At 40.8% G+C, this 26,997-nt stretch carries 30 protein-coding genes and 1 rRNA gene; 1 reads left to right on the top strand and 30 read right to left on the bottom strand.

Annotation, left to right across the window (positions count from 1 at the left end):
• Positions 1 to 55: 55 nt before the first annotated feature.
• The 18 genes from V3595_RS25185 to metG form a co-directional block, all read right to left on the bottom strand.
• Positions 56 to 808, bottom strand: coding sequence for an ATP-binding cassette domain-containing protein (locus tag V3595_RS25185; protein WP_485910384.1), 753 nt, complete (start codon positions 806 to 808; stop codon positions 56 to 58).
• A gap of 13 nt (positions 809 to 821) precedes the next feature.
• A complete protein-coding gene (gene ssuC / locus V3595_RS25180) occupies positions 822 to 1,601 on the bottom strand; it encodes an aliphatic sulfonate ABC transporter permease SsuC (protein WP_485910382.1) in 780 nt (259 codons plus the stop codon).
• Positions 1,570 to 2,742, bottom strand: coding sequence for an FMNH2-dependent alkanesulfonate monooxygenase (ssuD, locus tag V3595_RS25175; protein WP_485910380.1), 1,173 nt, complete (start codon positions 2,740 to 2,742; stop codon positions 1,570 to 1,572). Before ssuD ends, ssuC begins: the two co-directional genes overlap by 32 nt.
• Before the next feature lie 12 nt (positions 2,743 to 2,754).
• Entirely contained in the window at positions 2,755 to 3,735 is a 981-nt protein-coding gene (locus V3595_RS25170) for a sulfonate ABC transporter substrate-binding protein (protein WP_485910378.1), read from the bottom strand.
• 311 nt (positions 3,736 to 4,046) lie between these two features.
• A complete protein-coding gene (locus tag V3595_RS25165; RefSeq protein WP_061440331.1) occupies positions 4,047 to 5,000 on the bottom strand; it encodes a ribose-phosphate diphosphokinase in 954 nt (317 codons plus the stop codon).
• 15 nt (positions 5,001 to 5,015) lie between these two features.
• Entirely contained in the window at positions 5,016 to 6,389 is a 1,374-nt protein-coding gene (gene glmU, locus V3595_RS25160; RefSeq protein ID WP_485910376.1) for a bifunctional UDP-N-acetylglucosamine diphosphorylase/glucosamine-1-phosphate N-acetyltransferase GlmU, read from the bottom strand.
• Between the two features lie 637 nt (positions 6,390 to 7,026).
• On the bottom strand, positions 7,027 to 7,323 hold the full coding sequence (spoVG, locus tag V3595_RS25155; RefSeq protein ID WP_034316332.1) for a septation regulator SpoVG: 297 nt from the start codon (positions 7,321 to 7,323) through the stop codon (positions 7,027 to 7,029).
• A 194-nt stretch (positions 7,324 to 7,517) separates the two neighbouring features.
• Positions 7,518 to 7,895: a RidA family protein gene (locus V3595_RS25150; RefSeq protein ID WP_170971529.1), complete on the bottom strand. Its 378-nt coding sequence runs from the start codon at positions 7,893 to 7,895 to the stop codon at positions 7,518 to 7,520.
• Positions 7,896 to 7,905: 10 nt separating this feature from the next.
• Entirely contained in the window at positions 7,906 to 8,730 is an 825-nt protein-coding gene (gene purR, locus V3595_RS25145) for a pur operon repressor (RefSeq protein ID WP_101225907.1), read from the bottom strand.
• A gap of 61 nt (positions 8,731 to 8,791) precedes the next feature.
• Complete coding sequence (gene ispE / locus V3595_RS25140; protein WP_101225906.1) at positions 8,792 to 9,661, bottom strand: 4-(cytidine 5'-diphospho)-2-C-methyl-D-erythritol kinase; 870 nt, start codon at positions 9,659 to 9,661, stop codon at positions 8,792 to 8,794.
• Positions 9,662 to 9,985: 324 nt separating this feature from the next.
• Positions 9,986 to 10,162, bottom strand: a complete 177-nt coding sequence (locus tag V3595_RS25135; RefSeq protein WP_101225905.1) for a small, acid-soluble spore protein, alpha/beta type — start codon at positions 10,160 to 10,162, stop codon at positions 9,986 to 9,988.
• Positions 10,163 to 10,313: 151 nt separating this feature from the next.
• A complete protein-coding gene (gene veg / locus V3595_RS25130; RefSeq protein WP_061440325.1) occupies positions 10,314 to 10,565 on the bottom strand; it encodes a biofilm formation stimulator Veg in 252 nt (83 codons plus the stop codon).
• A gap of 313 nt (positions 10,566 to 10,878) precedes the next feature.
• On the bottom strand, positions 10,879 to 11,757 hold the full coding sequence (yabG, locus tag V3595_RS25125) for a sporulation peptidase YabG (protein ID WP_289314098.1): 879 nt from the start codon (positions 11,755 to 11,757) through the stop codon (positions 10,879 to 10,881).
• A gap of 200 nt (positions 11,758 to 11,957) precedes the next feature.
• Positions 11,958 to 12,836: a 16S rRNA (adenine(1518)-N(6)/adenine(1519)-N(6))-dimethyltransferase RsmA gene (rsmA, locus tag V3595_RS25120; protein WP_485910372.1), complete on the bottom strand. Its 879-nt coding sequence runs from the start codon at positions 12,834 to 12,836 to the stop codon at positions 11,958 to 11,960.
• Positions 12,829 to 13,392 (bottom strand): ribonuclease M5, encoded by a 564-nt coding sequence (gene rnmV, locus V3595_RS25115; protein WP_137019647.1) that lies wholly within the window; start codon positions 13,390 to 13,392, stop codon positions 12,829 to 12,831. The genes rsmA and rnmV overlap by 8 nt, the downstream gene beginning before the upstream one ends.
• A gap of 252 nt (positions 13,393 to 13,644) precedes the next feature.
• Positions 13,645 to 14,838: a resuscitation-promoting factor gene (locus tag V3595_RS25110; RefSeq protein WP_485910370.1), complete on the bottom strand. Its 1,194-nt coding sequence runs from the start codon at positions 14,836 to 14,838 to the stop codon at positions 13,645 to 13,647.
• 229 nt (positions 14,839 to 15,067) lie between these two features.
• Positions 15,068 to 15,835, bottom strand: a complete 768-nt coding sequence (locus V3595_RS25105) for a TatD family hydrolase (protein WP_305162162.1) — start codon at positions 15,833 to 15,835, stop codon at positions 15,068 to 15,070.
• A gap of 209 nt (positions 15,836 to 16,044) precedes the next feature.
• Entirely contained in the window at positions 16,045 to 18,006 is a 1,962-nt protein-coding gene (gene metG / locus V3595_RS25100) for a methionine--tRNA ligase (RefSeq protein ID WP_402907317.1), read from the bottom strand.
• Positions 18,007 to 18,610: 604 nt separating this feature from the next.
• On the opposite strand from metG, the gene abrB reads away from it, so the two are divergent.
• Entirely contained in the window at positions 18,611 to 18,901 is a 291-nt protein-coding gene (gene abrB, locus V3595_RS25095; RefSeq protein WP_170971504.1) for a transition state genes transcriptional regulator AbrB, read from the top strand.
• A gap of 45 nt (positions 18,902 to 18,946) precedes the next feature.
• On the opposite strand, the gene rsmI is transcribed toward abrB, so the two are convergent.
• The 12 genes from rsmI to rrf all read right to left on the bottom strand — a co-directional run.
• The gene (gene rsmI, locus V3595_RS25090) at positions 18,947 to 19,831 is read right to left on the bottom strand and encodes a 16S rRNA (cytidine(1402)-2'-O)-methyltransferase (protein WP_350300835.1); all 885 of its coding nucleotides are present in this window, start codon (positions 19,829 to 19,831) and stop codon (positions 18,947 to 18,949) included.
• Between the two features lies 1 nt (position 19,832).
• Positions 19,833 to 20,093, bottom strand: a complete 261-nt coding sequence (locus V3595_RS25085) for a GIY-YIG nuclease family protein (RefSeq protein ID WP_101225897.1) — start codon at positions 20,091 to 20,093, stop codon at positions 19,833 to 19,835.
• The gene (locus V3595_RS25080) at positions 20,080 to 20,823 is read right to left on the bottom strand and encodes a tRNA1(Val) (adenine(37)-N6)-methyltransferase (RefSeq protein WP_485910367.1); all 744 of its coding nucleotides are present in this window, start codon (positions 20,821 to 20,823) and stop codon (positions 20,080 to 20,082) included. The genes V3595_RS25085 and V3595_RS25080 overlap by 14 nt, the downstream gene beginning before the upstream one ends.
• A 177-nt stretch (positions 20,824 to 21,000) precedes the next feature.
• A complete protein-coding gene (yabA, locus tag V3595_RS25075; protein WP_207117975.1) occupies positions 21,001 to 21,339 on the bottom strand; it encodes a DNA replication initiation control protein YabA in 339 nt (112 codons plus the stop codon).
• Positions 21,340 to 21,389: 50 nt separating this feature from the next.
• Positions 21,390 to 22,220 (bottom strand): PSP1 domain-containing protein, encoded by an 831-nt coding sequence (locus tag V3595_RS25070; RefSeq protein WP_034316366.1) that lies wholly within the window; start codon positions 22,218 to 22,220, stop codon positions 21,390 to 21,392.
• A 1-nt stretch (position 22,221) separates the two neighbouring features.
• Positions 22,222 to 23,226, bottom strand: a complete 1,005-nt coding sequence (gene holB / locus V3595_RS25065) for a DNA polymerase III subunit delta' (RefSeq protein ID WP_485910411.1) — start codon at positions 23,224 to 23,226, stop codon at positions 22,222 to 22,224.
• A gap of 8 nt (positions 23,227 to 23,234) precedes the next feature.
• Positions 23,235 to 23,675: a YaaR family protein gene (locus V3595_RS25060; protein WP_485910365.1), complete on the bottom strand. Its 441-nt coding sequence runs from the start codon at positions 23,673 to 23,675 to the stop codon at positions 23,235 to 23,237.
• 24 nt (positions 23,676 to 23,699) lie between these two features.
• On the bottom strand, positions 23,700 to 24,029 hold the full coding sequence (locus V3595_RS25055) for a cyclic-di-AMP receptor (protein ID WP_034316369.1): 330 nt from the start codon (positions 24,027 to 24,029) through the stop codon (positions 23,700 to 23,702).
• An 85-nt stretch (positions 24,030 to 24,114) separates the two neighbouring features.
• Positions 24,115 to 24,756 carry a dTMP kinase gene (gene tmk / locus V3595_RS25050; RefSeq protein ID WP_053537011.1) on the bottom strand — a complete coding sequence of 214 codons (642 nt, stop codon included), beginning with the start codon at positions 24,754 to 24,756 and terminating at the stop codon, positions 24,115 to 24,117.
• A 39-nt stretch (positions 24,757 to 24,795) separates the two neighbouring features.
• Positions 24,796 to 26,250 (bottom strand): aminotransferase class I/II-fold pyridoxal phosphate-dependent enzyme, encoded by a 1,455-nt coding sequence (locus V3595_RS25045; RefSeq protein WP_485910362.1) that lies wholly within the window; start codon positions 26,248 to 26,250, stop codon positions 24,796 to 24,798.
• Between the two features lie 225 nt (positions 26,251 to 26,475).
• Positions 26,476 to 26,694 (bottom strand): sigma factor G inhibitor Gin, encoded by a 219-nt coding sequence (locus V3595_RS25040; RefSeq protein WP_241594411.1) that lies wholly within the window; start codon positions 26,692 to 26,694, stop codon positions 26,476 to 26,478.
• A gap of 209 nt (positions 26,695 to 26,903) precedes the next feature.
• Positions 26,904 to 26,997, bottom strand: a 5S ribosomal RNA gene (rrf, locus tag V3595_RS25035); the annotation flags it as partial.

The raw sequence follows: 26,997 nt of genomic DNA, 5'->3' as shown, positions 1-26,997 counted from the left end.
CATATGGTAAACATAGGAATTTGCTGCAAAATCTTTTTTCATTTTTTTCTCTGATTCAAGCGCGAATCGCCTTTTTTTCCATTTCCCCCTCAACTTGCATCACCCGGTTAAGGATTTGGGCTGCTAGTGATGAATATTGAATGCTATCCTTTTTCCGCGGTCTCGGCAGATTGATTTCCTTATTCATGACGACTTTGCCTTCTTTGATTAATATGACACGGTCGGCAAGCATTACAGCTTCTTCAACATCATGTGTAACAAGCAAGGCAGTAAAGTCCCTTTTCCTCCATAGTTCTTCAATAAGCCTTTGCATGCCAATTCTCGTCAAAGCATCCAATGCCCCTAACGGCTCATCCAAGAGGAGTATGTCAGGTTGGTTCACCAATGCCCTCGCTAATGCCACCCTTTGTTTCTGCCCCCCAGATAAAACGGACGGCCACTCATTTGCTCGATCTGCAAGACCCACTTGCTCCAGTAATTCCATAGCATTTGGCTTCCATTCCCCTTTTAAGCCTACACCAATATTTTCAAGGATTTTTTTCCAAGGAAACAGCCTTCCATCCTGAAACATCGTACGTGACGATTTATTTAATCCATTCAATGGCTTTCCATTCACCAGTATCTGCCCGTCCGTGGGCTTTTCCAGTCCTGCCACAAGACGAAGCAATGTGCTCTTTCCACATCCACTCTTACCGACAATGGCTACGAATTCCCCTTTTTTAAAAGTAAGGTCCATTCCCTTTAATACTTCAAACTCCCCAAAATCCTTTCTTACACCCTGCAACTCCAACGAATTTCCACTTTTCATGCAAATGACCTCCTCATTGGTATGATGGATGCCACTTTAAGCATCTTTTTTCAATTATTTTGGCCGCAACGTCCGATATTTTTCCCAATAAGGCATATAAGAGGATACTTAGAACAACAATATCCATCCTCATGAATTCCCGGGCATTCATAGCCATATATCCTATTCCGGAATTGGCGGATATAGTTTCTGCGACAATTAATGTGACCCACATGATTCCAAGGGAGAAGCGGATACCCACCAAAATGGATGGAAAGGCTGCAGGGAGGATCACATTCCAGAATAAAGAAAAACCACTTAACCCATAAACCCTCGCCGCTTCGATTAATTCCCTATCCACCGATTTCACTCCATGAAATGTATTTAAATAGATAGGAAACAGAACCCCTAAGGCGACAAGGAAGATTTTCGCTTCTTCTTCTATACCAAACCATAGAATCACCAGCGGTATTAAAGCTAAATGCGGAATGTTACGCAACATCTGAAGCGAGGTATCGAATAAGGTTTCAGCAATGGATGATAATCCATTTAATAAACCCAGTACAAAACCAATGACCCCGCCTATTAAAAAGCCGATGAAGGCACGCTGAGCACTGATGCCGATATAATCAATAAGTTCACCTGTCCCCAATAAAGCGACACCTGCTTGAAACACTTCAGTCGGGGCAGGCAATATCCGATCCGACAAAATTCCCCACAAAGACAGCAGCTGCCAAGTTACCAAAAGGAGAATGGGCACAAGCCATGATATGAGGTGGAACCTATTGAACTTTTTGTTTAACTTTTTCTGCATCTTCAATTTCACTTCCTTTTGTAGGGTAGTGGTCATTAGCCAGTATTTCCCCGAATGGGCTCGTAGCTTTTGAAACGGGACCTTGCAGCCGTTCAACAGGGAGCAAAGGGAATAATAATTCCGCAACTCTATACGCTTCTTCAAGATGAGGGTATCCAGATAAAACAAAGGATTCTATTCCGATTTCTTCATATTCCTTCATTCTGGCAGCAACATTTTCCGCACTCCCGACTAGTGCCGTACCGGCGCCCCCGCGCACAAGACCTACACCTGCCCATAGGTTAGGGCTGATTTCAAGCGAATCCCTGTTTCCGTTATGGAGTTGCGACATCCGCTTCTGGCCCACCGAATCAAATCTTTCAAAAATATTTTGCGAATTTTCAATCATTTCATCATCCACATATTTAATGAGTTCGTCCGCTGCCTGCCAAGCTTCTTCTTCAGTTTCTCTTACGATGACATGCATCCTTATGCCAAACCTGACCTCACGTCCATGTTCTGCTGCCTTTTTACGTACCTTTTCAATTTTTTCAGCCACTTGCACCACGGGCTCACCCCAAGTCAAATACACATCAATATGCTTTCCTGCTATATTGATGGCCGGGTCGGATGAACCTCCGAAATAGAGCGGTGGGTACGGTTTTTGTACAGATGGCAACAGGATATTCCCGCCTTCAACCTTTAGGTGCTCCCCTTCAAAGTCCACATTATCCCCGGACATTTCCTTTCTCCATATATCAAGAAATTCATCTGTTTGCCCATAGCGTTCCCCATGATTCAGAAATACGCCATCACCTGCCAATTCGACCGGATCCCCTCCAGTCACTACATTGATCAAGAGACGGCCATTCGACAGCCGGTCGAAGCTCGAGGCCATCCTGGCAGCCAAGGTTGGCGACATTAAACCTGGACGGATCGCAACTAAAAATTTCATTCTTTCCGTTGCGGAAATCAATGAAGAACCCACTACCCAAGCATCCTCACAGGATCGTCCCGTCGGAAGCAAAGCCCCTTCAAATCCCAAATGGTCGACAGCCTGTGCTATTTGTTTTAAATAAGGGAGCGTGATTGCCCTCCCTCCCTTTGTCGATCCTAAATAACGACTTTCCCCATGTGATGGCAAAAACCAAAATACTTTCATTTTATTTCCCCCTTAATTTTTTTTAACATCTGCAGATGCATCTTGAACATTAATCTTGCTTGGTATTAATTTAAGATTGTAAAAAGTATCGGCAATCTTTTGTTGATCATCTAAAACCGTACTGGAAATCTCCTCAAGTCCATATTCTTTTCTTTTTAATGTTTTTTCCAATGCCTCCACACTCATTCCAATTTCCGGAGATAAAAACTCAGCGACATCCCTTGGGTTTTCTTCAATCCATTTATCAACTTTTATCAGTTCTTCTTTAATAATCTTCAAAGCCTCTTCGTTCCCGGCAAATGAATCAGCTGCCAAGAAGAATTCACGATTCGCCACCAGTCCTTCTCCATCCCGGATCGTTTTCGTTTCAAGTTCCAATTCCGCCGCTGATAAAAATGGATCCCATATTACCCAGGCATCAATTTGGTGTCCCTCAAAAGCGGCCCTCGCATCTGCCGGTGGCAAGTAGACCGGGGTAATATCATCAAGAGTAAGTCCTGCTTCCTCTAAAGCTTTGACCAATAAATAATGAACATTGGAACCTTTATTCAAACCAACCTTCTTTCCCTTTAAATCTTTCACATTTTTAATGGGTGAATCCTTTTGTACGACTATGGCCTCTCCCGATGGGTTTGCCGGTTGATTGGCAATATAGACAAGCGGAGCCTTGGCTGCCTGTGCAAATATCGGCGGCGCCTCCCCTGTGTGCCCAAAATCAAGGCTGCCGACATTCAAGGCTTCAAGCAGCTGAGGTCCTGCAGGGAATTCAGTCCAATCGACGGTATATCCCACTTCTTTTAAACGTGTTTCCAGATTCCCTTTTGATTTTAAAATATTTAATGTCCCGAATTTTTGATAACCGATTCGGATGGTTTTCTCTGATTCTTTTGCGTCAGCACTTGTGGAACTGTTCTTTTCCTGCCCACATGCACTTACTATCAGCATGAAGATGCTGAAGATGGACAGCAGCCATATCTTTCGTTTTTTCTTCATATTCTGCACACCCTTCTTAAACTATTTATATAAAAATAAAAGGCTCCTTTCCTTCACCGATAAGACAATAGGGCAAAATGATGCCTAATGTTCTATTGGTAAGTGAAAAGGAGCCTTCGGTAGTCCGATCGGCGTTAACCAGTATGTACCTGCGTTAGTACGATTTTCATTCCATGAATATGAATTGAATTTGTATAGCTATTTTATTATTACTATTCTCATCTGTCAACTAAGAATTAAGTATATTCTGAAACTTTTAAACAAAAACACGGCGAGCCCGATGGCCCGCCGTATTTTTGTTTATTATGTTATCAATCGAATAATGTGCTGACTGATTGTTCCTCATGCACACGAATAATTGCTTCTGCAATCAAAGGTGCTACAGAAAGTCCAACAATTTTATCGATTTTCTTATCTTCAGATAGGGCAATCGAGTTAGTCACGACCAATTCCTTGATCGTTGAATTTTGAATCCTTTCGATGGCAGGACCTGAAAGGACTGGGTGTGTACAACAAGCATACACTGCTTTAGCGCCATTCTCCACAAGGGCATTGGCCGCTAGTGTAATAGTTCCTGCAGTATCGATGATGTCATCAATCAGTATTGCTGTCTTCCCTTCAATATTACCAATGATGTTCATGACTTCAGCCACGTTCGGTCTTGGACGGCGCTTATCGATAATGGCGATCGGCGCTTTTAGGCGATCGGCCATTTTACGGGCACGTGTTACACCGCCATGATCTGGGGAAACGATGACGATATCACTTAAATCTTTTTCCTTGAAGAAATCAGCTAAAATCGGAACAGCAACTAGGTGATCGATCAGAATATCGAAGAAACCTTGAATTTGTGGTGCGTGAAGATCTAATGTGATTACACGGTGGGCACCAGCCGTTTCTAAAAGATTTGCGACAAGTTTAGCTGTAATTGGTTCACGCGCACGCGCTTTACGATCTTGTCGGGCATAACCGTAATATGGCATTACAATATTGATCGTTTTAGCTGAAGCACGTTTAAGAGCATCGATCATAATTAAAAGTTCCATTAAATTTTCATTGACTGGTTGGCTTGTTGATTGGATTACGTATACGTCACAGCCACGAATACTTTCTTCAATATTAATCTGAACTTCACCGTCACTGAAACTTGTTACGCTACATTTTCCAAGTTCAACACCGATTGCAGCAGCAATTTCCTGAGCTAAATCGAAGTTTGAATTTAAAGAGAATACTTTTAAATTAGGATCTAAATACTGATTTGACATGATGACCTCCGTCGGTTATTTATTAAATTTCAAATTCTTTACATAATCTTCTTTGTTAACTTGACGAGCCCGAGCAACGGATAGGGCATCCTGCGGTACATCTTGCGTGATGGTTGACCCAGCAGCTACATATGCTCCTTCTCCTACCGTTACAGGTGCAACTAGATTAGAATTACAGCCTATGAAAACATTGTCTTCAATCTTCGTCAAATATTTATTTTTCCCGTCGTAATTCACGGTAATAGATCCACAGCCTATATTAACATTCTCCCCAACCTCTGCATCACCAATATAACTCAAATGCGATACCTTGCTTCCTTTGCCAAAAACGGTCTTTTTAATTTCGACAAAATTACCGATCTTAACGGAATCCTTAATATCTGATTGAGGTCTAACATGTGCGAATGGACCGATTTTTACAAAACTTCCAATACTGCTTTCATGTACAACCGATTGGAGGACTTCCGTTCCATCACCAATTTCACAATTACTGATTTCCGAATTTGGGCCAATTAAGCAATCCTGCCCGATAATACTTTTTCCTTTAATGAATGACCCAGGGTTAATGACTGTATCCTGTCCGATTTGCACATCCGCTTCAATGAACGTTGTAAGCGGATCGATGATCGTTACACCATTCCTCATATGCGTTTCATTGATGCGTTTCCGTAAAACTTGCTCAGCCTGCGATAAAGCTACACGGTCATTCACACCCAATGTCTCTTCGAAATCACTGGATTGGAAAGCCGTCACCACTTCGCCTTCTTCTTTTAAGATTTCAATAACATCCGGTAAGTAATATTCTCCCTGGACATTTTCATTTGAAACTTTTTTCAGCGCGCTAAATAATGCTTGATTGTCGAAGCAATATGTACCGGTATTTATTTCCTTAACATATCTTTCTTCATCAGAGGCATCCTTATGCTCGACGATTTTTTCTACAAGTCCGCCTTCACCGCGAAGGACCCTTCCATAGCCAGCAGGGTTATCTGCATATGCTGTTAAGATTGTTGCTTTCGCCTGACTTTGCTCATGCAATGCTATAAGCTCTTTCATCGTTTCCGCTTTAATCAGAGGTGTATCACCGCAAATAACAAGGGTCGTACCACTTTTTGCGGATAAAACGCTTTCCGCTTGCATTACAGCATGTGCCGTACCTAATTGCTGTTCTTGTAAGGCATACTTGCATGAATCACCAAGTTGTTCTTGAACTTTTTCAGCTCCATGGCCGATGACTGTTACAATTTCTTCTATTTGAAGTTGATTGACTTGATCGATAACATGTTGTACCATTGGTTTCCCGCAAACAGGGTGCAAAACCTTATAAAGCTTAGATTTCATCCTAGTACCTTGCCCAGCGGCCAATATTATTGCATAGCGATTACTCATAACAGGCCTCCATTTTCACCTTTTTATCCACTAAAAATATTATCTCAAATAGTGATTCTTTTCAAGGTAACAATTAAAAGTACATATAATTGTCAACCGATCAGGTGAAAAAAGTTCGATTTCCGACAAGGTTAAAAATGTTATTATTGGACCTTGGAGAATTATTTTACATCATTTTCGATGTCATTTTCATTAACAGCATAATACAGAAACAATGTCTCCTGCCTTTTATAACACCAGCCAACCCCCATTATCCCAAAACACTGCCATGGTGCGCCATGCCCTATGTACAAGCCATTTGGGCATACTTCACCCTTTGTTAACTCCCATTCCGAAATCAGGTTACCAATTCATTTCATCTTCAGCCAGATGGCTAGAGTAAGTGGTATACCTTAAATCCCGCTTACAGGAATTTCAATATCTTGGTGGACAAAAAGGTTTAAAAATTAAAAAGAACGGGTACTTAAACTTTTGAAGATAACAACGTAGGTTTAACAATTCATTAAAGTAAATGTCTGCGTGATGAGCGGACAAGTTCTAAACTTATCCGTTTTTGAATAAATAAAAAAGAGCACTACTTATGAAGTAGGCTCTAGATGCACGAATTATAAATTTAAAGTTTAAAAGTAAAGTTATTTTAAGAAGCACCTGCTCCAGCTTCCTCTAATTCAGTTTCAAGTTCTCCCAATCGATGATATTCTGTCAAGACAGCTTCTTGAATTTTCCCGCGTGTCGATGAATTGATTGGATGAGCGATATCCCGGAATTCTCCATCTGGAGTTCGTTTACTTGGCATTGCTACAAATAAACCATTGTTTCCGTCGATCACACGAATATCATGAACCACAAATTCATTATCCAGTGTAATTGATGCGATAGCTCTCATACGACCGTCCGTATTCACACGGCGTAATCTTACGTCAGTTACTTCCATTTAAGCTCACCATCCCTTTTTGTTGTTGTTAAAACTTAAAGTACATATTCAACAAAAAAACGTGAACTCCTTCTATTATCTGTAATTTTTTTAGAAAATTCAGCCTAGTTTTTTAAAACACTAAAAATCACCCTTATATTAAAGGAAAATTACCCATTACGAATTGCCCTTTAAAAAAATAAAAAAACGCCCGTTTATTTAACGAGCGCTACCACTTCTATTTCCACTAGTGCGTCTTTCGGAAGCCGAGCAACCTCTACACAAGAGCGAGCAGGTTTGTGAGCAGAAAAATATTCTCCGTATATTTCATTAATCGAACCGAAATCGTCCATACTTTTAATGAATACTGTAGCCTTAATGACAGTTTCCAATGAAGCCCCAGCTTCTTTCAATACAGCTTGGAGATTCTTAAAGACCTGGTGTGTTTGTTCCTTGACATTCCCTGTCACCATCTCACCAGAAGCAGTAAGTGGGATCTGTCCTGAACTGAAAAATAACTTATCCACGATCACGCCTTGTGAATATGGTCCGATTGCTGCCGGTGCTTCATCCGTATGTATCGTTTTCATGATATGATTCCCCCTATTCCTTTTTCGTAAAATAATTCCCTCGGCTGACATTGATTTTCTTGTCTCTTTCGACCACCTGCGTCAACTTGATTAATGAAACATAGTCCTCGACAAGACACTCCTCCGTATGTTCGGATTCGACCAGCACCGCAATTCCGGCAACTGTTGCCTTGAATTCATCCAATAGACTGACCATACCGTTGATGGTACCCCCAGCCTTCATGAAATCGTCTACAATTAATACATTCGAACCCTCAACCAAGCTTCTCTTAGAGAGTACCATAGTCTGAATCCTCTTTGAAGAGCCAGAAACATAATTGATGCTCACTGTAGAACCTTCCGTTACTTTATTATTCCTTCTTACAATGACAACTGGAACATTCAAATAATTTGCCACGGCGTATGCTAATGATATCCCTTTGGTTGCCATTGTCATGATGACTGAGACATTTTTCTTGGCATACATTGAAGCGATTATCCTTCCAACCTTATTCACGGTTTGCGGATGTCCTAATATGTCTGTCATATATAGATAACCGCCAGGAAGCAACCTTTCGGGACTAGCGATCGTATCGCATAATCCGTCAATGAAGGCATTGGCTTCTTCTTCCTTGATGGAAACAATATATTTCACTCCACCGGCCGCACCTGGAACGGTTGTTAAAGATCCTATCCCGCGTTGTTCAAAGGTATCTTTGATGATCGTCAAATCTTCACTGATCGAGGATTTTGCCGAACTATACCTTTCAGCAAAATAAGTCAGCGAAACAAGTTCCCCCGGATGTTCTAATAAATAATTGGTCATATCGACTAGCCTCTCGCTGCGACGAAATTTCATTGAGACACCCCCTTTGTGAATTCCGAATATTATATAGCAACTATACCACTAATGTACGTTTCTATTCAAGATTGTTTCGATCACCCAGTAAACGGACTGCATAGACTTGATCACAAAATCCGCGAAGTCCATTATAAATTCTTTGCATGCGCGAATCATGTTCCACCAAACCAAAAACGGTCGGACCACTTCCGCTCATCAAGACCGAATCTGCTCCAAATGTCTTCATTTGATCTTTAATGTTCGCAACCTCTGGGTATAACTGCAATGTCACCTGTTCCAGAACATTGCCCAACCCCTCGCATACATCGTGATAATTGTTTTCCATAATAGCCGTAATCATTCCAGGTACATCCGGATGCTCCATTTTTGAAGTTTGGAGCCTTTTATATATATCCGCTGTCGAAACGCCAATCGTCGGTTTGGCCAAGATGACCCAGCATTTTGGCGGTGCAGGAAGATGCGTGATTTTTTCCCCGCGCCCTCTGGCCAATGCCGTACCTCCGTATACACAAAATGAAACATCGGAGCCAATTTCAGCTCCTATTTCCGCAAGTTCATCCATGGAAAGACCTAGCTTCCACAGTCTATTTAAGCCTCTCAATGTAGCTGCGGCATCACTGCTTCCACCAGCAAGCCCTGCGGCTACAGGTATATTTTTCTCTATAGTTATAGAAACACCTTTATTGATTCCAAAACGTTCCTTTAGAATAAATGCAGCTTGATAAGCTAAATTCCGATGATCATCCGGAACAAATCGATTATGGGATAGAATTTGGATATGATTTCCCTTTATTTCCTTTAGTTCAATTCTATCGGCAAGGTCGACTGTCGTCATGATCATTTCCACCTCATGATACCCATCAGGCCGTTTGAAAAGCACATCCAAAGCCAAATTAATTTTAGCCGGGGCTTTTTCCATAAGCTTCAATATGTCCACCTACTTTAACGTTCTTAAAAGTTCTTGTCCTATTCTATCATATTTGTTTATATTCTAAAGGTTTTTTCATCGTAATTTCAATGTAATGAAGCTAAGATTGGCCTTTAGAGTGGAATAGACACATGTAGGCACATGGGAGAGCAGCCACTTCCTGAACCCCAAAAGACTTGCTACATATCCAAATAGCAATTACCGATACATAAAAAAACCAGACTCCTTAACTACAATGTAAGCAAAAATGAATAGAGCTATACATTGCATAAAGAGTCCGGCTACTTTCAACATGACGGCATGATACAATTAAGTGTGTTTATCTTACTCCTTGTTCACCAATTGACGTTGTGCTTTTTCGATAGCAAGTTTTACCATGTTCCCTGCGTCCCTGGCCCGGATTCCTCCCCAGCCTTCTTTCTGGACAACATCGTAAAATCCAAGTTCTTTAGCCAATTCCTCTTTAAGACCATTTGACATAATCCCTTTTTTCCTGCTCAAGCGAAGCAACCCCTTTCACATGCCGTCACATGCCTAGTGTTTGCATCATACACTATTTCATTACATCCTTTTTAAGCCTTTATTGGGGCTCACAGGATATTTTATACAAAACAAAAAGCAGCAAACATAGTTGTTCGCTGCCTCGTCTAAGTTAAATCTCTTGTTGTTTGTTTAAAAATGTTAGTTCTACGGTTTCCGTTAAAACATCCGCATAGCTGTAAGATACTCTTTCAAACGCATTTTCATCTTGGTCGAGCTCAATTACAAAAACAGCCGGATAAGTTTCCGCCAAAGTTCCAAATCGTTCTACAGTCTTTCTTCTTCCACCGTTTGCTTTTAAGAGCAATCTTTTACCTAGGTTTGAATCAAGTGCAGTTTTAATATCAGCTAGAGTTTTTGGCATTTTCGGTCCACCTCACTAAGTTAAGTATATCACAATTTACAAATATACGCAAACAAAATAATAAATTATATCAGCACTTAAAAATGTAGTCAATATATTTTTATCTGAAATCCGGCAAAATCGCGAACAATTTTATTATATCCTGGGAAATGAAAAATTATGTAAACGAACTATTTCATTAATTATTAAACCGAATTTTCGTAGTTAAATCATTACTTAGTGACATTACCAAACAAAAAACCCGTTTTTTTGTGAGGATATCCGAATTCTTCCCCACCAAAAGCAAGCTGCATTCTTTCAAAATGCAGCTCGTTCATTCTTCCTGAAATGGCTTGAAAGGCAACCCAGTCCGGAGCACTCCTTTTGTCTCAATTCCCCCTAACCCCTTCTCTCCCGTTAATGTATTCCGAAGGACATCCCATACATGAATATGCTCAGAAAAAGGCGTAAAGCTTATCTTTCCGACAATATATACTGGATCAAGAGCATGTATATTAACACGGGAAGGGGAACTTGCAAAATTTGCCCCCGCTTGTATTAGCGATTCAAAATGCGATTGACAAGCTCCGGCAAATATAATCAGTTGGTCTAAATGAGAAACCTTCCTTCTCGCTTCTCTTACTGTCTGTACAAAATCCTTTGAGTGACGGTAGGCGTTGATATCGGACATTGGTCCTTTTGATTTTGAATAGGCATCATGACCGGTGACAACAAGGATATCCGGCCGATAGTGGTCCAATAACCCCCCGATTCTTTGGGGCATTTCCTTTTCATTGCAATAGATACCATTGACCGGAATACCGAATTTCTGATATAGATCCATGCATTTCCTTAAGTATGATGCATCCCCATCAACATGGAGGACCCTCCCTGGTATCTGAAAATATTCACCGCTATAACGATATCCATTACTGGATTGATAGCCGTTTTTTTGTTGTTGTAACTCTAAATCTTGTGTTAATAAGCGGTAAGATTGTTCTTGAAGTACCTCATTCGACCTTTGTCGATCATGTCTTTCATTATCATTTATGATTATTAAATCTTGAAAAGGTGCATCTGCAATCAATCGGATATCTTCCCCATAAAGAACAGCTTGGCGTCTTCCGTCAATATCATGGATATCGATTACCCGGAACAACACGTCACATTTATAAGAAACCCGACCAACAATATCGTTTATTTGAATATTCATGGCCCCACCCCATGAGAAGACTTATTTTCAGCCCGCCCTAGTTTATTTTCATTCTTAAGTTATGCGAACCATTCTTGAATGGTGAAAGGTGGGATTGACTACATTTTGGTTACGTTCCATTCATGGTAGGCCAATTTAAAAATGAAAAAAGCCGGAAGCTGGGAGTGACCCCGTTCCGACTTTAAATTTTCACATAACATTTATTTGAAATTTGGCAATAACGCATCACTCAAGCGTCCAAATTCTTTGATGCTCAGTGTTTCACCACGTCTGGAAGGATCCACTTCCGCGGTTTCGAGAGCGGCAAGTATGAGTTCTTTTTTCGATTTACCATCTGGCAGCTGACTGGTTAAGTTGTTTAAAATCGTTTTCCGACGCTGCGCAAAACTCGCCCGGGTCACAATGAAGAGGAAATCCTCATCCAGAACCTCGACGATTGGCTTAACCCGCCTAGTAAGGCGGATTACAGCTGAATCAACATTAGGTTGAGGCATGAATACCGTTTTGGGTACGATCATCACTGTTTCAGCTTCGGTATAATATTGAATGGCAATGGATAAAGAACCATATTCCTTTGTCCCAGGTTTTGCGGCAATTCGATCAGCCACTTCCTTTTGCAGCATGCACACGATGCCTCTAATGGGTAGGTCCTCGGACAATAGCTTTAAAATGATCGGCGTCGTGACATAGTATGGCAGATTTGCAACAACCATCAGATCCGAGAAGCCCGCGAATTCCTCCTCGATTACCTTCTTGACATCAGCCTTGAGAACATCCCCGTGAATGATGTTTACATTGTTATAGGGAGACAGTGTATCCGATAAGATGGGCAATAGACGCTGATCAATCTCAAAGGCCGCAACCTTTTTGCTGCTTTTCGCTAGTTGTTCCGTCAATGCCCCGATTCCCGGCCCAATTTCGATGGCGCCGCTTTCCTCTGTCAAATTGGCATGTTCGACAATACGTTTCAAGATATTCGTATCGATTAAAAAGTTTTGTCCTAAGCTCTTTTTAAAGGAGAATCCGTATTTCTTTAATATTTCTTTCGTTCTGACAGGGGTTGCAATATCCTTATTCATTATTTTCCTCCTGAATTATCTGTACCATTGCTTTCTCAAAAGCATCAGTTGATATTTGGAACATTTTTAGTCTCTTATATAACTGTTTACCATTGGTAAACCCGATTTTCAAAATAGATCCAAGTTTTTCCCTTCGTTCTTTGGCACCAGACCCCCCGATTAAACCTGCATCTATTAAATCCTGCTGTGAAATCTCTTCTGAAGCCTCTTCATCCATTAATTGGGCATCCTTTAAAGCATTACGAATCGCCTCAGGAGAAGCATGTTCCACACCAATTCCTCTACCTGACTTAGGAAGGGCTTCCTCCTTCGTTAAAAAGGCGTGTTTACAGCCTTTTACTTGTTCTGAAATGATGTTCCTGATTTTTTGACCAGGAAAATCAGGGTCTGTGAAAATGATGGCTCCACGCGTCTTTTGTGCAAGCCTCACCTGCTCGATACAGGACTCATTCACCGCGGAACCGTTGGTTTCTATTGTATCAGCATTAACAGCCCTTTTTATCGCTACCGTATCGTCTTTTCCTTCTACAACAATAATTTCTTTAATCTTTTTCATGGTTTCCTCCATACAGAAAAGCGCAAGCGCTTTGATTAGCTCTTGGATAAACGTAACCGGTCCCCCGTAAAATTTTTCTGGATAGAGAATCCAGTCAAGATCATTTATGAAAGTTTACACACATAAATTGAAATCTTATGGAATAGTGAGACGTCTATCTTATTAAAACAGTTTTACATAGGGTTTTTCAACAAGTGGAAAATAAAACGCAAAAAACAGGAGACGAATTCATCTCCTGCGAGAGAAACCTTATTAGTCCAATACGCGAACCTTTACTCTCTTTACACCCCAACGATAGGCATCATTTTTTGAGGAAAAGAAGACATCAATCCTATTTCCCTTTATTGCTCCGCCTTTATCAGCAGCTACAGCATAGCCGTATCCCTCTACATATACTTTCGACCCCATAGGAATTACGCTCGGGTCGACAGCAATGATCTTCGCACCCGGATTACTCTTAAGGTCTACGCCTGTAGACGTGACACCGGAACAGCCCTTACAACTGGCAGTATAAGCTGTTGATGATACGTATATTTCTTTTCCGCTTGAAGAACTAACGTTAGTTACTCCGCGTGATGCCTGGGCAACTGTCGTTCGAGTTCCGACCGTTACAACTTTATCCTGCTTTTTATTAACTACTTTTTCTGAAAGTAATTCTCTTTTGACCTCTTTGCCATTTTCCTTAACAACTTCATATTTCTTGGAAATGAGTCCGTCTTTTCCTTCTTTGACAATTTTCTCTTTCCCTTTTGATAAAGAGTCATCTTTTTTTGTTATGACAGCAAAGTCAACTGGTTCTTCCACTACATCGGTGACTTTTTCAATTCGAACTACGTTTACCGTATTCTCAGCTTCAACTTTTTCGGTTAATTCTGGCTCAACTCGATCCAAATCATTGAGTTTTACTCCTTGTTGCTTTAAAAAGTCAGCGACAGTAGTCGAAGTTGACCATACCTGCTTTTCGTCTCCACCTACCACTAATTTCAGTGAAAAGGCTTTGTCTATGGCAACTTCCATATTCGCTTTCAGCTTCGTATTTTTTGAAGGGGTGATCTTATCCTGTTCCTTCACACTAAGATCTTGATCTTTTAAAAGTTCATCTACCGTTTCGGCAGTGGACCAGACTTCCTCCGTCTTACCATCCTGTACCATGACGATTTTTTGTGCAGGCTTCCAAACCACCTCTAAATCATCATCAACCTTCGTGGCTCTTGATGGATGGACATAGTCTGCGGCTTGAACGGTAATCTCTAAATCTTCCAACATATCATTTACAGTAGCCGCGTGTGTACGCACTACCTCTTTTTTTCCGTCTAGCATGATTGTTACTGTATCCTTTGTACCTTGATATATTAGTATTCCCAATGCTGTAGAAACAAGAATAGCACTGCAAATGGCAATTGCCATTCTCTTCTTCCCAAAAGGTTTGGGAATAAGGTTTTTCATAGTTTTTAATAGAATGAAAAACTCCTCCTTCCTCCCGGTGATTATATAGACTTAGTTATCAAGCTGTCAACCCATTCACTTCTCATTCAGGAAATTACTACCTATTATGCATATTCCATATTGAAAAGGAAAGGGCGACTTCTCGACATAATAAGAGCGAGATTTGTAGAAACTTTAAAAAAATGCGATCCTAGCTAGCGAACCCCGGAAGATATTGTAAAATAAAATGTCAGTTAATGCCGAATAATTTCTTGGCATTTTCAGTTGTTGCCTGGGAAACTTCCTCTATTGTGAGTTGTTTGATTTCTGCAATTTGTTCAGCAACGAGCTTCACATACGAAGGTTCATTACGCTTCCCTCTATAAGGATGGGGAGCCAAATATGGACAATCGGTCTCTATCAGTAAACGGTCTAAAGGTACGGCTGCTGCCACTTCCTTTGGTTTTTTTGCATTCTTGAAGGTCACAGGGCCACCCAATGAAATATAAAAATTCATATTAATGCATTCTAAAGCCGTTTCCGCACTTCCGCTAAAGCAATGCATGATGCCTCCAACCCTTGATGCCTCTTCTTCCTTGAGAATATTCACGATATCCGCGGTCGCTTCCCGATTATGGATGATAATGGGCAGCCCCACCTTTTTTGCCAATCGGATTTGCTTTCTGAACACCTCCATTTGAACATCTTTCGGTGATTTATCCCAATGATAATCCAGGCCCATCTCACCAATGGCCACAACCTTTGGATGGTTGGATAATTCCTCGATCCATTGTAAGTCCTCTTCTGTCATATCTATAGCATCGACAGGATGCCAGCCGACTGCGGCATACATGAAATCATAAGCTTCTATCAATTCCATTGCCCTTTTAATAGTAGGCCGGTCAAAACCAACAACTACCATATTATTGACTCCTGCTTCCTTAGCTCTTTCTATTACGTCTTCGAGATCCTCGTTGAATTGTTCCGCATTAACATGTACATGTGTATCAAATAACATTATTTTTCTTCCTTTCTAGCACTATTTTATAAAAAAATGAAAGTTTTATGTTTCACATTTAGGTAACAAACAGATTACAAAGGATCTTATATGCCCAACAAATAAATCCAGCACCAAAAACAAAACCTGTATAAAAGTACTTTTTCCAAAAGCATAAAGAAAAAAACATAAAAATGTTTCATATGAAACACCTTTATGTTTTCATCGGTTTATTTCACCTTTGAACCATTTGGAATCGATGAGTCTATTGTAGCGACTGAGAGTACACCATCTTGGCTTCCCGCCAAAATCATTCCTTGCGAGAGCTCGCCACGAAGTTTAACAGGTTTCAAATTCGTTACGCATATTACTTTTTTGCCCACTAAATCTTCGGGTTTATAATGCTGTGCAATGCCTGAAACGACTTGCCGTTTCTCATAGCCCAAATCAAGCTGAAGTTTAAGAAGCTTATCCGCCTTCTTTACTGGTTCAACTTCCATGACCTGAGCAACACGAAGCTCCACTTTTGTAAAGTCATCAATAGTGATCTCATCAACCTCGGGAATCGCCACTTCCACTTTTTCCTCGGCCTTAGGTGCATCACCCTGCATTTGTTCTTTAATATATAAAACTTCCTCTTCCATATCCAAACGAGGGAAGATCGGGTCTCCCTTCAAAACTTTTGTTTCAGCAGGAATTTGACCGAACTCCGCTAAACTGTCCCAGGATTTCAACACATCATCTTTGATGCTAAGCTGAGCAAAGATTTTTTCCGGTGTTTGCGTCAAGAACGGTTTCAAAAGGATTGCCGTCCTGCGTAATGATTCCGCCAAATGAACCATGACACTAGCAAGGTCTGCTTTCCTTGATTCATCTTTAGCAAGAGTCCATGGCTGGGTTTCATCAATGAATTTGTTAGTTCTGCTCACGAGTTGCCAAATGGATGTTAGTGCAACTGAAAATTCCATGTTTTCCATTGCTTCCTCATACTTGCCTACCGTATCTTGATTCATTTCAAGCAAAGCCTTTTCGAATTCACCATTGGATCCATCGTAATTTGGAATTACACCATCAAAATACTTATTGACCATTGCAACTGTTCGATTTAATAAATTCCCTAAATCATTTGCCAGGTCAAAATTAATCCGTTCAACAAACCCTTCCGGTGTAAATACTCCATCAGAACCAAATGGAACTTCACGCAATAAATAGTAGCGTAAAGAATCCAAACCGTAACGATCAATCAATGTAACGGGATCCACTACATTCCCTTTTGATTTGGACATTTTACCATCTTTCATGAGAAGCCATCCGTGGGCAAAGACTTTCTTTGGAAGCGGCACATCAAGAGCCATTAACATGATTGGCCAATAGATCGTATGGAAACGCACAATTTCCTTTCCGACCAGATGTACATCGGCCGGCCAATAATTCAAGTATTTAGAATCATTATCCGTTCCGTACCCTAATGCCGTTATATAATTGGTCAAAGCATCTATCCAGACATAAATAACATGCTTTGGATCTCCCGGCACCTTGATGCCCCAATCGAAAGTAGTACGTGAAACGGCCAGATCTTCCAATCCAGGCTTGATGAAGTTATTGATCATTTCATTTTTGCGGGATTCCGGTTGAATGAAATCCGGGTTTTCCTCATAAAACTTCAGTAACCGATCCGCATATTTACTCATCTTAAAGAAATAAGATTCCTCTTTCACCTTCTCAACAGGCCTGCCGCAATCAGGACAGTTTCCATTGCTTTCTTCCACCTGACGTTCCGTGAAGAAAGATTCGCAAGGTGTACAATATAGCCCTTCATATTGGTCCAAGTATATATCACCCTGGTCCAATAGCCTTTTGAATATCTTGGCTACAACCTCTTTATGGCGATCTTCCGTCGTCCTGATGAAATCATCATATGAAATATCAAGCTTTTCCCAGAGCTCTTTAATCCCTGATACGATATTATCTACATATTGCTGTGGAGTGATTCCTTCCTCAGCCGCTTTACGCTGGATTTTTTGACCATGTTCATCAGTGCCTGTTAAATACATGACATCGAAGCCACGCATCCTTTTATAACGAGCCATGGCATCCCCTGCAACTGTCGTATACGCGTGCCCTATATGTAAATTACCACTCGGATAATATATGGGTGTCGTGATATAGAATGTTTTTAATTTATCTTGCACTACGTTCCCTCCTCATCTTTTGAAAAACCAGCTAAAGGACTTGCCCAAGCCATAAGAATATATTTAAGTTATTATCTCTATTTTAACGCTATATGCGACAATAATCACTAATCTAATCATCGTGTTAATAGAATTAAAAAATTATATTTAAAAATAAGTGATCTGGACGTGAACTTCCCTTATGACAGCATTACCTCTTACCTCAACAAAATATACCTAAATTTCTTTTTTTGTGCAACAACTCACATATTCGTAAACTTTTTCAGAAAATTATCCTTAATTCAGAACTTTTGTTTTGAAACTAAATTATATTTAATCATATAATAATGAAGTATGTTTTATATGCACACTTTGTCGAAATCTGGTGAAGTGAGGGGTTCTTTGTAGCCTAGCTATTTCTTTACTTTTAAAGGCATAACCGATTTTTTCTCTTTAAAAGCCTTTTTGTTACACGAAATGAGCCATGCTATTTCTTACAAAAAAATGAAAATAAATCATTGACGAATTTGGGAATGGCTGGTATTATAAATTTATAAAAAAATTTGTCGAATAATGGCGAAAAAAATAGAAATAGGGTACTAGATTGTAACTGAGAGGAGAAATTATAAAAATGAAATCTACAGGTATTGTTCGTAAAGTTGATGAGTTAGGCCGGGTGGTTATTCCAATCGAACTTCGTCGTACATTGGGTATCGCTGAGAAAGACGCTCTTGAAATCTATGTTGATGATGAGCGCATCATCTTGAAAAAATACAAACCAAACATGACTTGCCAAGTTACAGGTGAAGTTTCCGATAACAACCTTACACTTGCTAATGGTAAATTGATCCTTAGTCGTGAAGGTGCAGAATTACTTATTCAAGAAATTCAACAAAACTTCACTGCTTCTAAATAAATGATATAAAAAAACTTCCGGCCTTCGGAAGTTTTTTTATGTTTATTATTCTTGTATATCAATATGATACGCTTGATATACATCCCGTTTTTGCATATTGCGATCTTTTGCGACCTGCTTGATTGCGTCCTTTGAAGTGAACTGCTTGGTTTCCATATAATGATTAACATGACCGACGATGTCAAGGGCCATCCACCAAGCTTCTTCAGGTTCCTCCTCCGACCATTGCCCTCCTTCTATTATTAAACAGAACTCTCCGCGAATTTCGGATTCCATCGCCCACGTCAATGCTTCACTCACAGTCCCTCGAATGAACTCTTCAAACTTCTTGGTCAATTCCCGGCATAATACTATACGACGGTCACCTAAAATTTCATGCATATGTTTCAATGTTTCTTTCAATCGATGTGGCGACTCATAGACGATCCAAGTCGACTCCATTTTTTTTAATTTTTCCAGCTCCTTCTTTTTTTCTTTTGCTCCCCGCTGTAGAAAGCCATAAAAGTAAAAAGGCTGCGGAGTCAGTCCAGATGCGATCAATGCAGTTAATGCAGCATTTGCCCCAGGCAACGGGATGACTTTAAACTGTTCGGCAATGGCTTCTTTGACCAGTTCATATCCCGGATCGGATATCGTCGGCAAGCCCGCATCACTTACCAATGCAATGACCTCTCCAGATCGAAGCCTCTCAAGCATCTGCTTCCCGCTATATTCCTTATTATGTTCATGGTAACTGACGATAGGTGTCGAAATTTCAAAGTAGTTGCATAATTTCTTCGTATTTCGCGTGTCCTCAGCAGCAATGACATCCGCTTCCTTTAAGATTCTTAAAGCCCGGAAACTCATATCCTCTAGGTTTCCTATCGGTGTAGGAACCAGATACAGAGCTGGCTCCAATCCTTCTTTTTCAAAACTCTTTTGCTGCCACATATCATGTATCCTCCTTTGCCATCCACTTTTGCTTTTGTTTTCTTGTTAATTGCTTGAATTTATATTCAGCCTGCATGGCCAATGTCTGTGTTTCGAATATTTCATGATAAATCAGTTCAACAGGGGTCCGGCCACGTGTATACTTTGCACCCCTGCCTTGATTATGAGCATCAATCCTGCGGTCCAAATTATTTGTATACCCCGCATAATAGCTGCCGTCCCTGCATTTTAAAACATAAAAATAATGCTTATTCCTCTCCATATAAAATCCTTCTTATTTCCGGATTATACTCATTCTGATCATTATAGACTACAAGCGGAGGAAGAATCTTCAAATCAGGGTTGCCGTCCTTTATCCCTTCAATAAGAATCGTATTCGCTTCTTTTGAACTCTTTGGATAAACGAATTGCAGTCGCTTCGGTTCAATTCTGTACATCCTCATGAAATGCAGGATATCCATCAGACGTCCCGGTCTATGAACGAATGCCGCTTTCCCACCTTGACGCAGCAACTGACTTGAAACACGCATGACGTCCTCTAGATTACACATTAATTCATGTCGGGCAATTGCAAAATGTTCATTTTTGTTAATTTCCTCGATAGATGGCGTCGGGAAATAAGGTGGATTGCAAGTAACGACATCATATTTGCTATACCCTATCTGTTTTGGTATTTCCTTTATATCCCCATGAATCATCTCGATCTGCGAGGATACGCCATTATATTCCATGCTCCTCTGGGCCATATCATATAACCGCTCTTGAATTTCAACACCGGTAATTGTCCCTTTCGTTCTTGTACTCAGCAGCAAAGGTATGACCCCATTCCCTGAGCAAAGGTCTACGATTTTCCCTTTTTGGATCGGGACATTTACGAACCTTGATAATAAAACGGCATCTAATGAAAAAGAGAACACCGATGGGCTTTGGATGATCCTTAAATTCTCAGCCAATAGATAATCCAGGCGCTCATCTCCTTTAAGTTCTACCATTGCTGTTACCCTCCTAATCATGTATGGAAAAAGCATGTTTAGGGACCATGCTTCTATGTTACTGTCGTACAAAAAGGGGCCTGACTCATAGTATGCGTCAGACCCCGAATCACTATATATTGTAAACGGTCTATCTATCACGTAAAAGAGATGGAACATCTTTTATATTATCCATTATCACTTCTTGTTTAAAAAAGATAAACAGAACAGGCAATCCCCTTCTTTTCGTAAACTGCCAAAATGCAGATTGCAAATATGAAAGCCTTCTTGATAGATACGGGCTAAGTTATCATAGCCTTCCCCGATATCCATAACCTTTTCCGCACTTGGAGTACGGTTTTTCACTTTTTGTTTGACCTTAACTGCAGCAGGCGCACTTTCGACTTCCACAAGGCCCAACCGATGGCGCAAATGCTCGTTTTCCAGCTTGATCGACTGATTTTCCTCAAGGATTTCAGCTAAGTTCTGCTTCAATTCTCCAAGCTGCTTATATAATTGGCCTATCTGGGTTTCCATATTGGTCACCGACTCAAAAATATCTTTCTTGTCCACGCTCTCCCACCACCTTAATAATCTGTGGCTTGAATAGAAACGGCTCCCTCTTTTAGAATCTCATCTAGAGTATACTCTAATACTCTTTCTTGCTCGATTAGTTCAATCTGAAGTACGCGTTCTAGAATATTAAGCCCCACTACCTTGCCTTTGCCACCAGGCGTATTAATCATTTCACCTAAATCAGGAAGCATTTCCTTCGCACTTTCATACTCATCATTTTCATATTTCAGACAGCACATCAATCGACCGCATAAACCTGAGATTTTTGTAGGGTTTAATGATAAATTCTGATCCTTCGCCATTTTGATGGAAACCGGTTCAAAATCTCCAAGAAATGTGGAGCAACAAAGCATTCTGCCACAAGGTCCGATGCCACCAAGCATCTTTGCCTCATCCCTTACCCCGATTTGGCGCAGTTCTATGCGAGTTCTGAATATGGCAGCTAAATCTTTGACTAAATCACGGAAATCCACGCGACCATCCGCTGTAAAATAAAACACGACTTTATTTCTGTCGAAAGTATATGACACATCAACCAGCTTCATATCCAGCTTATGTTCCACAACCTTTTGACAACATATAGTGTAAGCCTCTTCTGCAGCCGCCTTATTCTCGTCTACAATCAGCTTATCTTTTGCATCAGCGACCCGAAGTACTTTTTTCAATGGCAGGACAACATCGTTTTCATCTACTTGTTTACGGGCTGTAACGACTTTACCGAATTCAACACCGCGGACAGTCTCCACTATTACAAAATCGTCCTTAGGAATTGCGAATTCACCCGGATCGAAGTAGTATATTTTGCCCGCCTTTTTAAAACGGACACCTACAACATCATACAAATCATGATCCCTCCTGCAAATTCAGCACAAGCTGTTCCATCAACAGCTGTGGATTCGTGTTGGACATCAGCTTCCTTTTTGCTTCCAAAATGCAACCCATATGTTCAGCAAGGCGTCTTGGGGAAAGATGAAGAGCGTGAGTTTCAAATTCCTTCAGTTTATTTTGGAACACAACGAAGTCCTTTTTGTCCAACTGAATGTATAATAAATCCTTATATATAAGAAGTAACAAATCAAGACCTCTGTCAACCTGTTCTCTTTCTTTAAAGTGTGTGAACCAATCCGTCTGAAGGTACAGCATTGCCTTCAAGGAATTAAGTTTTAACACTTCATATAATTTTACCACTATTTTTTGAGCTTGTACAAACCATTCATCATGGCTAAGCTCAATTCCGGCTTCCACATTCTGTGTGATGTGGGCGATGACCGAGGCCAGCTGTGGTTCTAACTCCTGTTCTATCAGCTTCCGTTTCACATTCTCCGGAGATAATGGCTTGAACGAAATCACTTGGCACCTTGATAATATAGTCGGCAGAATCCTCTGAAGCTGTTCGGTCATCAATATTGCTACAGTATCAGCCGAAGGTTCTTCTAAAAATTTCAATAGACTGTTGGCTGCCCCCACCGACATTTTGTCAGCATCGGCAATCATATAAACCTTCCGATCTGCCTCTACGCTCTTTTTCGAAAATTCTTCCTGAAGCCCCTTGATTTGCTCTTTCTTTATTGAGAGACCGTCTTTTTCTATCAAATGGACATCTGGATGATTCCCACTTGAAATCCGTTTGCAATTCCGACAAAGTTCGCATGGCTCATAACCTGCTGTCGGGGCTTCACATAGTAAGCTTTTGGCAAAGCCATAGCTTATCTCTTGCTTGCCAGTCCCTTTTTCCCCTTCAAATAAATACGCATGAGCCACCCTGTTCTTCGTTATGCTATTTTGCAGCATCGTCATTACCTGCGGCTGAATTTCACTCATGTCCTGCCATGTTTTATCCAAAACCATCAACTCACTTAAGTATATAAATTAATCAGAAGACCTTTAATCTCGCCAATAATTTCCAATATTTCAAGCGAACTTTTCTCTTTATTAAGAATTTCCTCGCTTAACTCGACTAATTTTGCATCTATCGTTTCCACGGTTTTCAATGGCCGGCTCTGTCCATATTCATTCCAGCTCGTTGATTGCTTCAGTTCCAGTCCATATTCAACCGCTTCTTTAACAAACCGTTTCACCAATGCTTTATATTTTGCCAATTCCCTAAAAGTACGTGACCTTACTAAACGCTGCCCCGCCCCTTCGATATCGCCTATCAAACGGTTTAATGTTTGGATTTGCATCTTTTGATCCTGTGTTTGGACCATTTGTTGAAATCTGCCATTTCCGGTTTGAAATTGTTTGGCATCCTGACGCGATTTATCCAGCTTAATAGGGATATCATGGTTGATTTTCATAATGAACCTCCCTGAAACTAACCGTTAAAATTGTAAAAAGTTTTCAACCGGCAGAACAAAAATGGTCGCACCGCCCACTTGAATCTCCACTGGGTAAGGTACATATGACTCGGCATTCCCGCCCATCGGTGAAACCGGTGAAACTAATTGGGATCGTGACTGACAATTCTGTTTGATGATCTGGATGGCTTGGTCAACACGTTCATCCTCTGTTCCGATCATAAAAGTCGTATTACCTGATTTTAAAAACCCGCCAGTGCTGGCTAGTTTGGTCGTTCCGAAATTATTTTCCACTAATTGATTCAGCAGGCGATGACTATCCTTGTCTTGAACGACAGCAATGATCATTTTCATTCTCATCATCCTCCGGTTACTCTGAATTTTTACTAACTACATTATATCAAATAGTATTGGTTGAATAATATGGAAACCTATATAATCAGTTTCCCGCTTTCGCTAAAAAATCCAATAAGCTGGCTTTCGTTTCCTCAAAGACTTCATCTATTGTCCGGCCTGCATCCACGATAATGAAACGTTCTTTCCATCTATTTATAATGAACTGATACCCTTCACAAACTTTTTTATGAAAGTCGAGGGCTTCAAGATCCAGCCGGTTCACTTCCCGTTCCCCATTGGACTGGATGCGCCTCAATCCCTCTTCTGGGTCGATATCAAAAAAGAGCGTGGCATCTGGCATCATATCTCCAATTGCAAATTTATTGATATTGTAAACTTCTTCTATATCCAAACCCCTTGCATGACCCTGATAGGCTAACGAGCTATCTATAAATCGGTCACAGAGGACAATTCCCCCTCGTTCCAGCTCAGGCATGACCACTTCCACTAAATGCTGACGCCTTGCTGCTGCGTATAATAAAGCCTCTGTCCTCGAGTCCATGGCTGTATTATCTTTATTAAGGATCACTTCCCTAATTTGCTCCGAAATGGGAACTCCCCCTGGCTCACGGGTTAATAGAACTTGATAGCCTTCTTGTTGCAGAGCCTTGCCGAGCATTTGGGTAATGGTTGTTTTCCCGGCACCCTCAGGCCCTTCCATTGTTATAAAAATACCACGTTTCATCGATGTACCTCCAAGGTTCTTTGTATGTAGTATATCATTTTAACCAGTCTGCCTGCTTTCATAAACGATTAATTCTCCGTTTGAAAGGGAGGAACCACCATGAAACCTTGATCCCATTTCCAGCAGTCTCCGCAAATTGGATATATGTTCAGGAGTAATCATTTCCCCGGACATAATTAAAGGGATGCCCGGCGGATAAGGAATGACCATCTCGGCGGATACCTCTCCGACTGCTTTCCGTAATTCGACAGGTCTTGCTTTGCTATGCTTCATGACGGAGTAGGGCATTTCAAGCCCTGCCATTGACCTTCCATCAGGCCAGAGGACCCGAAGATCTGCTCCCTTGTTTCCAGTTCTGTCTTGAGTGGCACTTTTTATAGTTTGTATGATTTCATGAAAAGGAAAATCGGTACCCATTTTTAATAAGGGTAAAATCATTAATAAATTATCAGGATCAGCCAACTCCGTAAAAATGCCTTCGGCTTCACATAGCTGCTGTAACTCAAATCCGCTTAAACCATTAGTTGATTGAATGACTACTTTTAGCGGGTCTGCCAAGGTGCCTGGCGGCGACTCCAGCACCCTTACTGTTTGCAGGGCACCTAATTCTCCTCTGAAATCCGATATCTTTTCAATAAGGAATTTTTTATCTTCTGATGTAAAAGCGGCTAAGTAGGCCCTGGCCAAGTCGAGCGAACCCATAATTGGGTAAGATGGACTGCTGGACTGAAGCATTTGTAAATAGAATGATGCTTGATCGACATCAATTAAGGATGAATTCACATGAAGAAATGACCCCATCGTCATGGCCGGCAGTGTTTTATGCGCTGAATGGACAACGGCGTCTGCCCCTGCCAAAATGGCCGGCTTGGGAAACGGACTTCCTATCTGAAAATGAGCGCCATGTGCCTCGTCCACCAGCACAGGGATCCCCTTTTGATGTGCGAGCCTTACCATTTCCGTCAAGTCTTCACCAATTCCATAATAATTAGGATAGGTAACAATGATGGCTTTTACATCTGGATGTACACTCAAGGCTTCTTTAATTAAATTTGATCCCACACCGCCGGCAATGCCCCATTTCTCATAATAATCCGGTTGCAAAAAAATCGGTTGTACATTCGCTAACATCAATCCATGTAAAATTGATTTATGGCAGTTTCTTTGGACAAGGACCTTATCACCTTCCCGGCAGGCAGCAAGAATCATGGCAATGTTGCCTACGGTTGACCCATTAACGAGAAAATAACTCCGCTTTACCCCATATAGGTCAGCGAGTAGTTGCTCGGACTTTAAAATGGCGCCCTCTGGAGCATGCAGGTCATCTAAACCGCTTAACTCCGTGGCATCAATACCAAGCAGGGGGTTATATAAAGCTTGGCCCTTTTTACTAAATACCCATCCATTTTTATGTCCTGGGACATGCAGGGATATTGGGCTTTTTTTATGAAATGCACTCATTGCATCGAACAATGGTGTCTGAGATTGATTCATTTTTCTCTTCCCTCACGTCATAGTATTTTTTCATTTTATCAAATAAGTTCAATTTTATCTCATATTGCGACAATAGGAAGGCGATTATGTATCCCCAAACAGTCTGGTTGCAGCTTGAAGCGTTTTGGCAAGCATTCTTCTAAAGTACCAAAAAAAGAATCAGAGACTAAAGAAACACACCATTTCTTTTTTCTCTGACTCTTTAACTTTCCACAAACTATTTTTTCATGATAATATTTCAGGATTAGTGATTTTTCTCAATTTCTTTAAGTAATATTGGTACTTGGGATCGTTCGTATCCGTCCCGATCATATCCCTTTCGCATTCCTCGCAAATAAAAGTCGTATATAGATGTATACCCATTCCTTTTATTTGTTCACAAACCGCGCATGTTTCCCCTGCCGTTGTTTTGGTTGTTGTTGTCCCCAACATCTCCACCTCCATACCTGCATTCTCCCCAAAAACCATTGTTCGCATACATTAATTTAAATAGTTTAAGAGAACCGGGGATGCTTTTAACAATGTATGATGAAGAATTTCAATACGTGTATGTCTTCATAAAAGTTTCCATAATTGATAATCCCTTTATATCCAATGATTTTTCTTTGCATTAAGCAAAAAAAGACCAGCCTTATGGCTGATCTTTTGAAATGGCTTGGCGGCGTCCTACTCTCACAGGGGGAAACCCCCAACTACCATCGGCGCTGAAGAGCTTAACTGCCGTGTTCGGAATGGGAACGGGTGTGA

This window comes from Bacillus sp. CFBP9009, assembly GCF_036541465.1.
Taxonomy (GTDB): domain Bacteria; phylum Bacillota; class Bacilli; order Bacillales; family DSM-1321; genus Peribacillus.
The sequence above is the reverse complement of the archived record's forward strand: the minus strand, read 5'-3'. Positions and strand labels throughout refer to the sequence as shown.

Coding starts and splice junctions, on each gene's coding strand:
- V3595_RS25185 (WP_485910384.1), bottom strand. CDS start 808: ATGAAAAGTGGAAATTCGTTGGAGTTGCAGGGTGTAAGAAAGGATTTT.
- ssuC (WP_485910382.1), bottom strand. CDS start 1,601: ATGCAGAAAAAGTTAAACAAAAAGTTCAATAGGTTCCACCTCATATCA.
- ssuD (WP_485910380.1), bottom strand. CDS start 2,742: ATGAAAGTATTTTGGTTTTTGCCATCACATGGGGAAAGTCGTTATTTA.
- V3595_RS25170 (WP_485910378.1), bottom strand. CDS start 3,735: ATGAAGAAAAAACGAAAGATATGGCTGCTGTCCATCTTCAGCATCTTC.
- V3595_RS25165 (WP_061440331.1), bottom strand. CDS start 5,000: ATGTCAAATCAGTATTTAGATCCTAATTTAAAAGTATTCTCTTTAAAT.
- glmU (WP_485910376.1), bottom strand. CDS start 6,389: ATGAGTAATCGCTATGCAATAATATTGGCCGCTGGGCAAGGTACTAGG.
- spoVG (WP_034316332.1), bottom strand. CDS start 7,323: ATGGAAGTAACTGACGTAAGATTACGCCGTGTGAATACGGACGGTCGT.
- purR (WP_101225907.1), bottom strand. CDS start 8,730: ATGAAATTTCGTCGCAGCGAGAGGCTAGTCGATATGACCAATTATTTA.
- veg (WP_061440325.1), bottom strand. CDS start 10,565: ATGCCAAAAACTCTAGCTGATATTAAAACTGCACTTGATTCAAACCTA.
- yabG (WP_289314098.1), bottom strand. CDS start 11,757: ATGAATATTCAAATAAACGATATTGTTGGTCGGGTTTCTTATAAATGT.
- rsmA (WP_485910372.1), bottom strand. CDS start 12,836: ATGAATAAGGATATTGCAACCCCTGTCAGAACGAAAGAAATATTAAAG.
- rnmV (WP_137019647.1), bottom strand. CDS start 13,392: ATGAAAAAGATTAAAGAAATTATTGTTGTAGAAGGAAAAGACGATACG.
- V3595_RS25110 (WP_485910370.1), bottom strand. CDS start 14,838: ATGAAAAACCTTATTCCCAAACCTTTTGGGAAGAAGAGAATGGCAATT.
- V3595_RS25105 (WP_305162162.1), bottom strand. CDS start 15,835: ATGTTATTTGATACACATGTACATGTTAATGCGGAACAATTCAACGAG.
- rsmI (WP_350300835.1), bottom strand. CDS start 19,831: ATGTGGCAGCAAAAGAGTTTTGAAAAAGAAGGATTGGAGCCAGCTCTG.
- V3595_RS25085 (WP_101225897.1), bottom strand. CDS start 20,093: ATGGAGAGGAATAAGCATTATTTTTATGTTTTAAAATGCAGGGACGGC.
- V3595_RS25080 (WP_485910367.1), bottom strand. CDS start 20,823: ATGGTAGAACTTAAAGGAGATGAGCGCCTGGATTATCTATTGGCTGAG.
- yabA (WP_207117975.1), bottom strand. CDS start 21,339: ATGGAAACCCAGATAGGCCAATTATATAAGCAGCTTGGAGAATTGAAG.
- holB (WP_485910411.1), bottom strand. CDS start 23,226: ATGGTTTTGGATAAAACATGGCAGGACATGAGTGAAATTCAGCCGCAG.
- V3595_RS25060 (WP_485910365.1), bottom strand. CDS start 23,675: ATGAAAATCAACCATGATATCCCTATTAAGCTGGATAAATCGCGTCAG.
- V3595_RS25055 (WP_034316369.1), bottom strand. CDS start 24,029: ATGAAAATGATCATTGCTGTCGTTCAAGACAAGGATAGTCATCGCCTG.
- tmk (WP_053537011.1), bottom strand. CDS start 24,756: ATGAAACGTGGTATTTTTATAACAATGGAAGGGCCTGAGGGTGCCGGG.
- V3595_RS25045 (WP_485910362.1), bottom strand. CDS start 26,250: ATGAATCAATCTCAGACACCATTGTTCGATGCAATGAGTGCATTTCAT.
- V3595_RS25040 (WP_241594411.1), bottom strand. CDS start 26,694: ATGGAGGTGGAGATGTTGGGGACAACAACAACCAAAACAACGGCAGGG.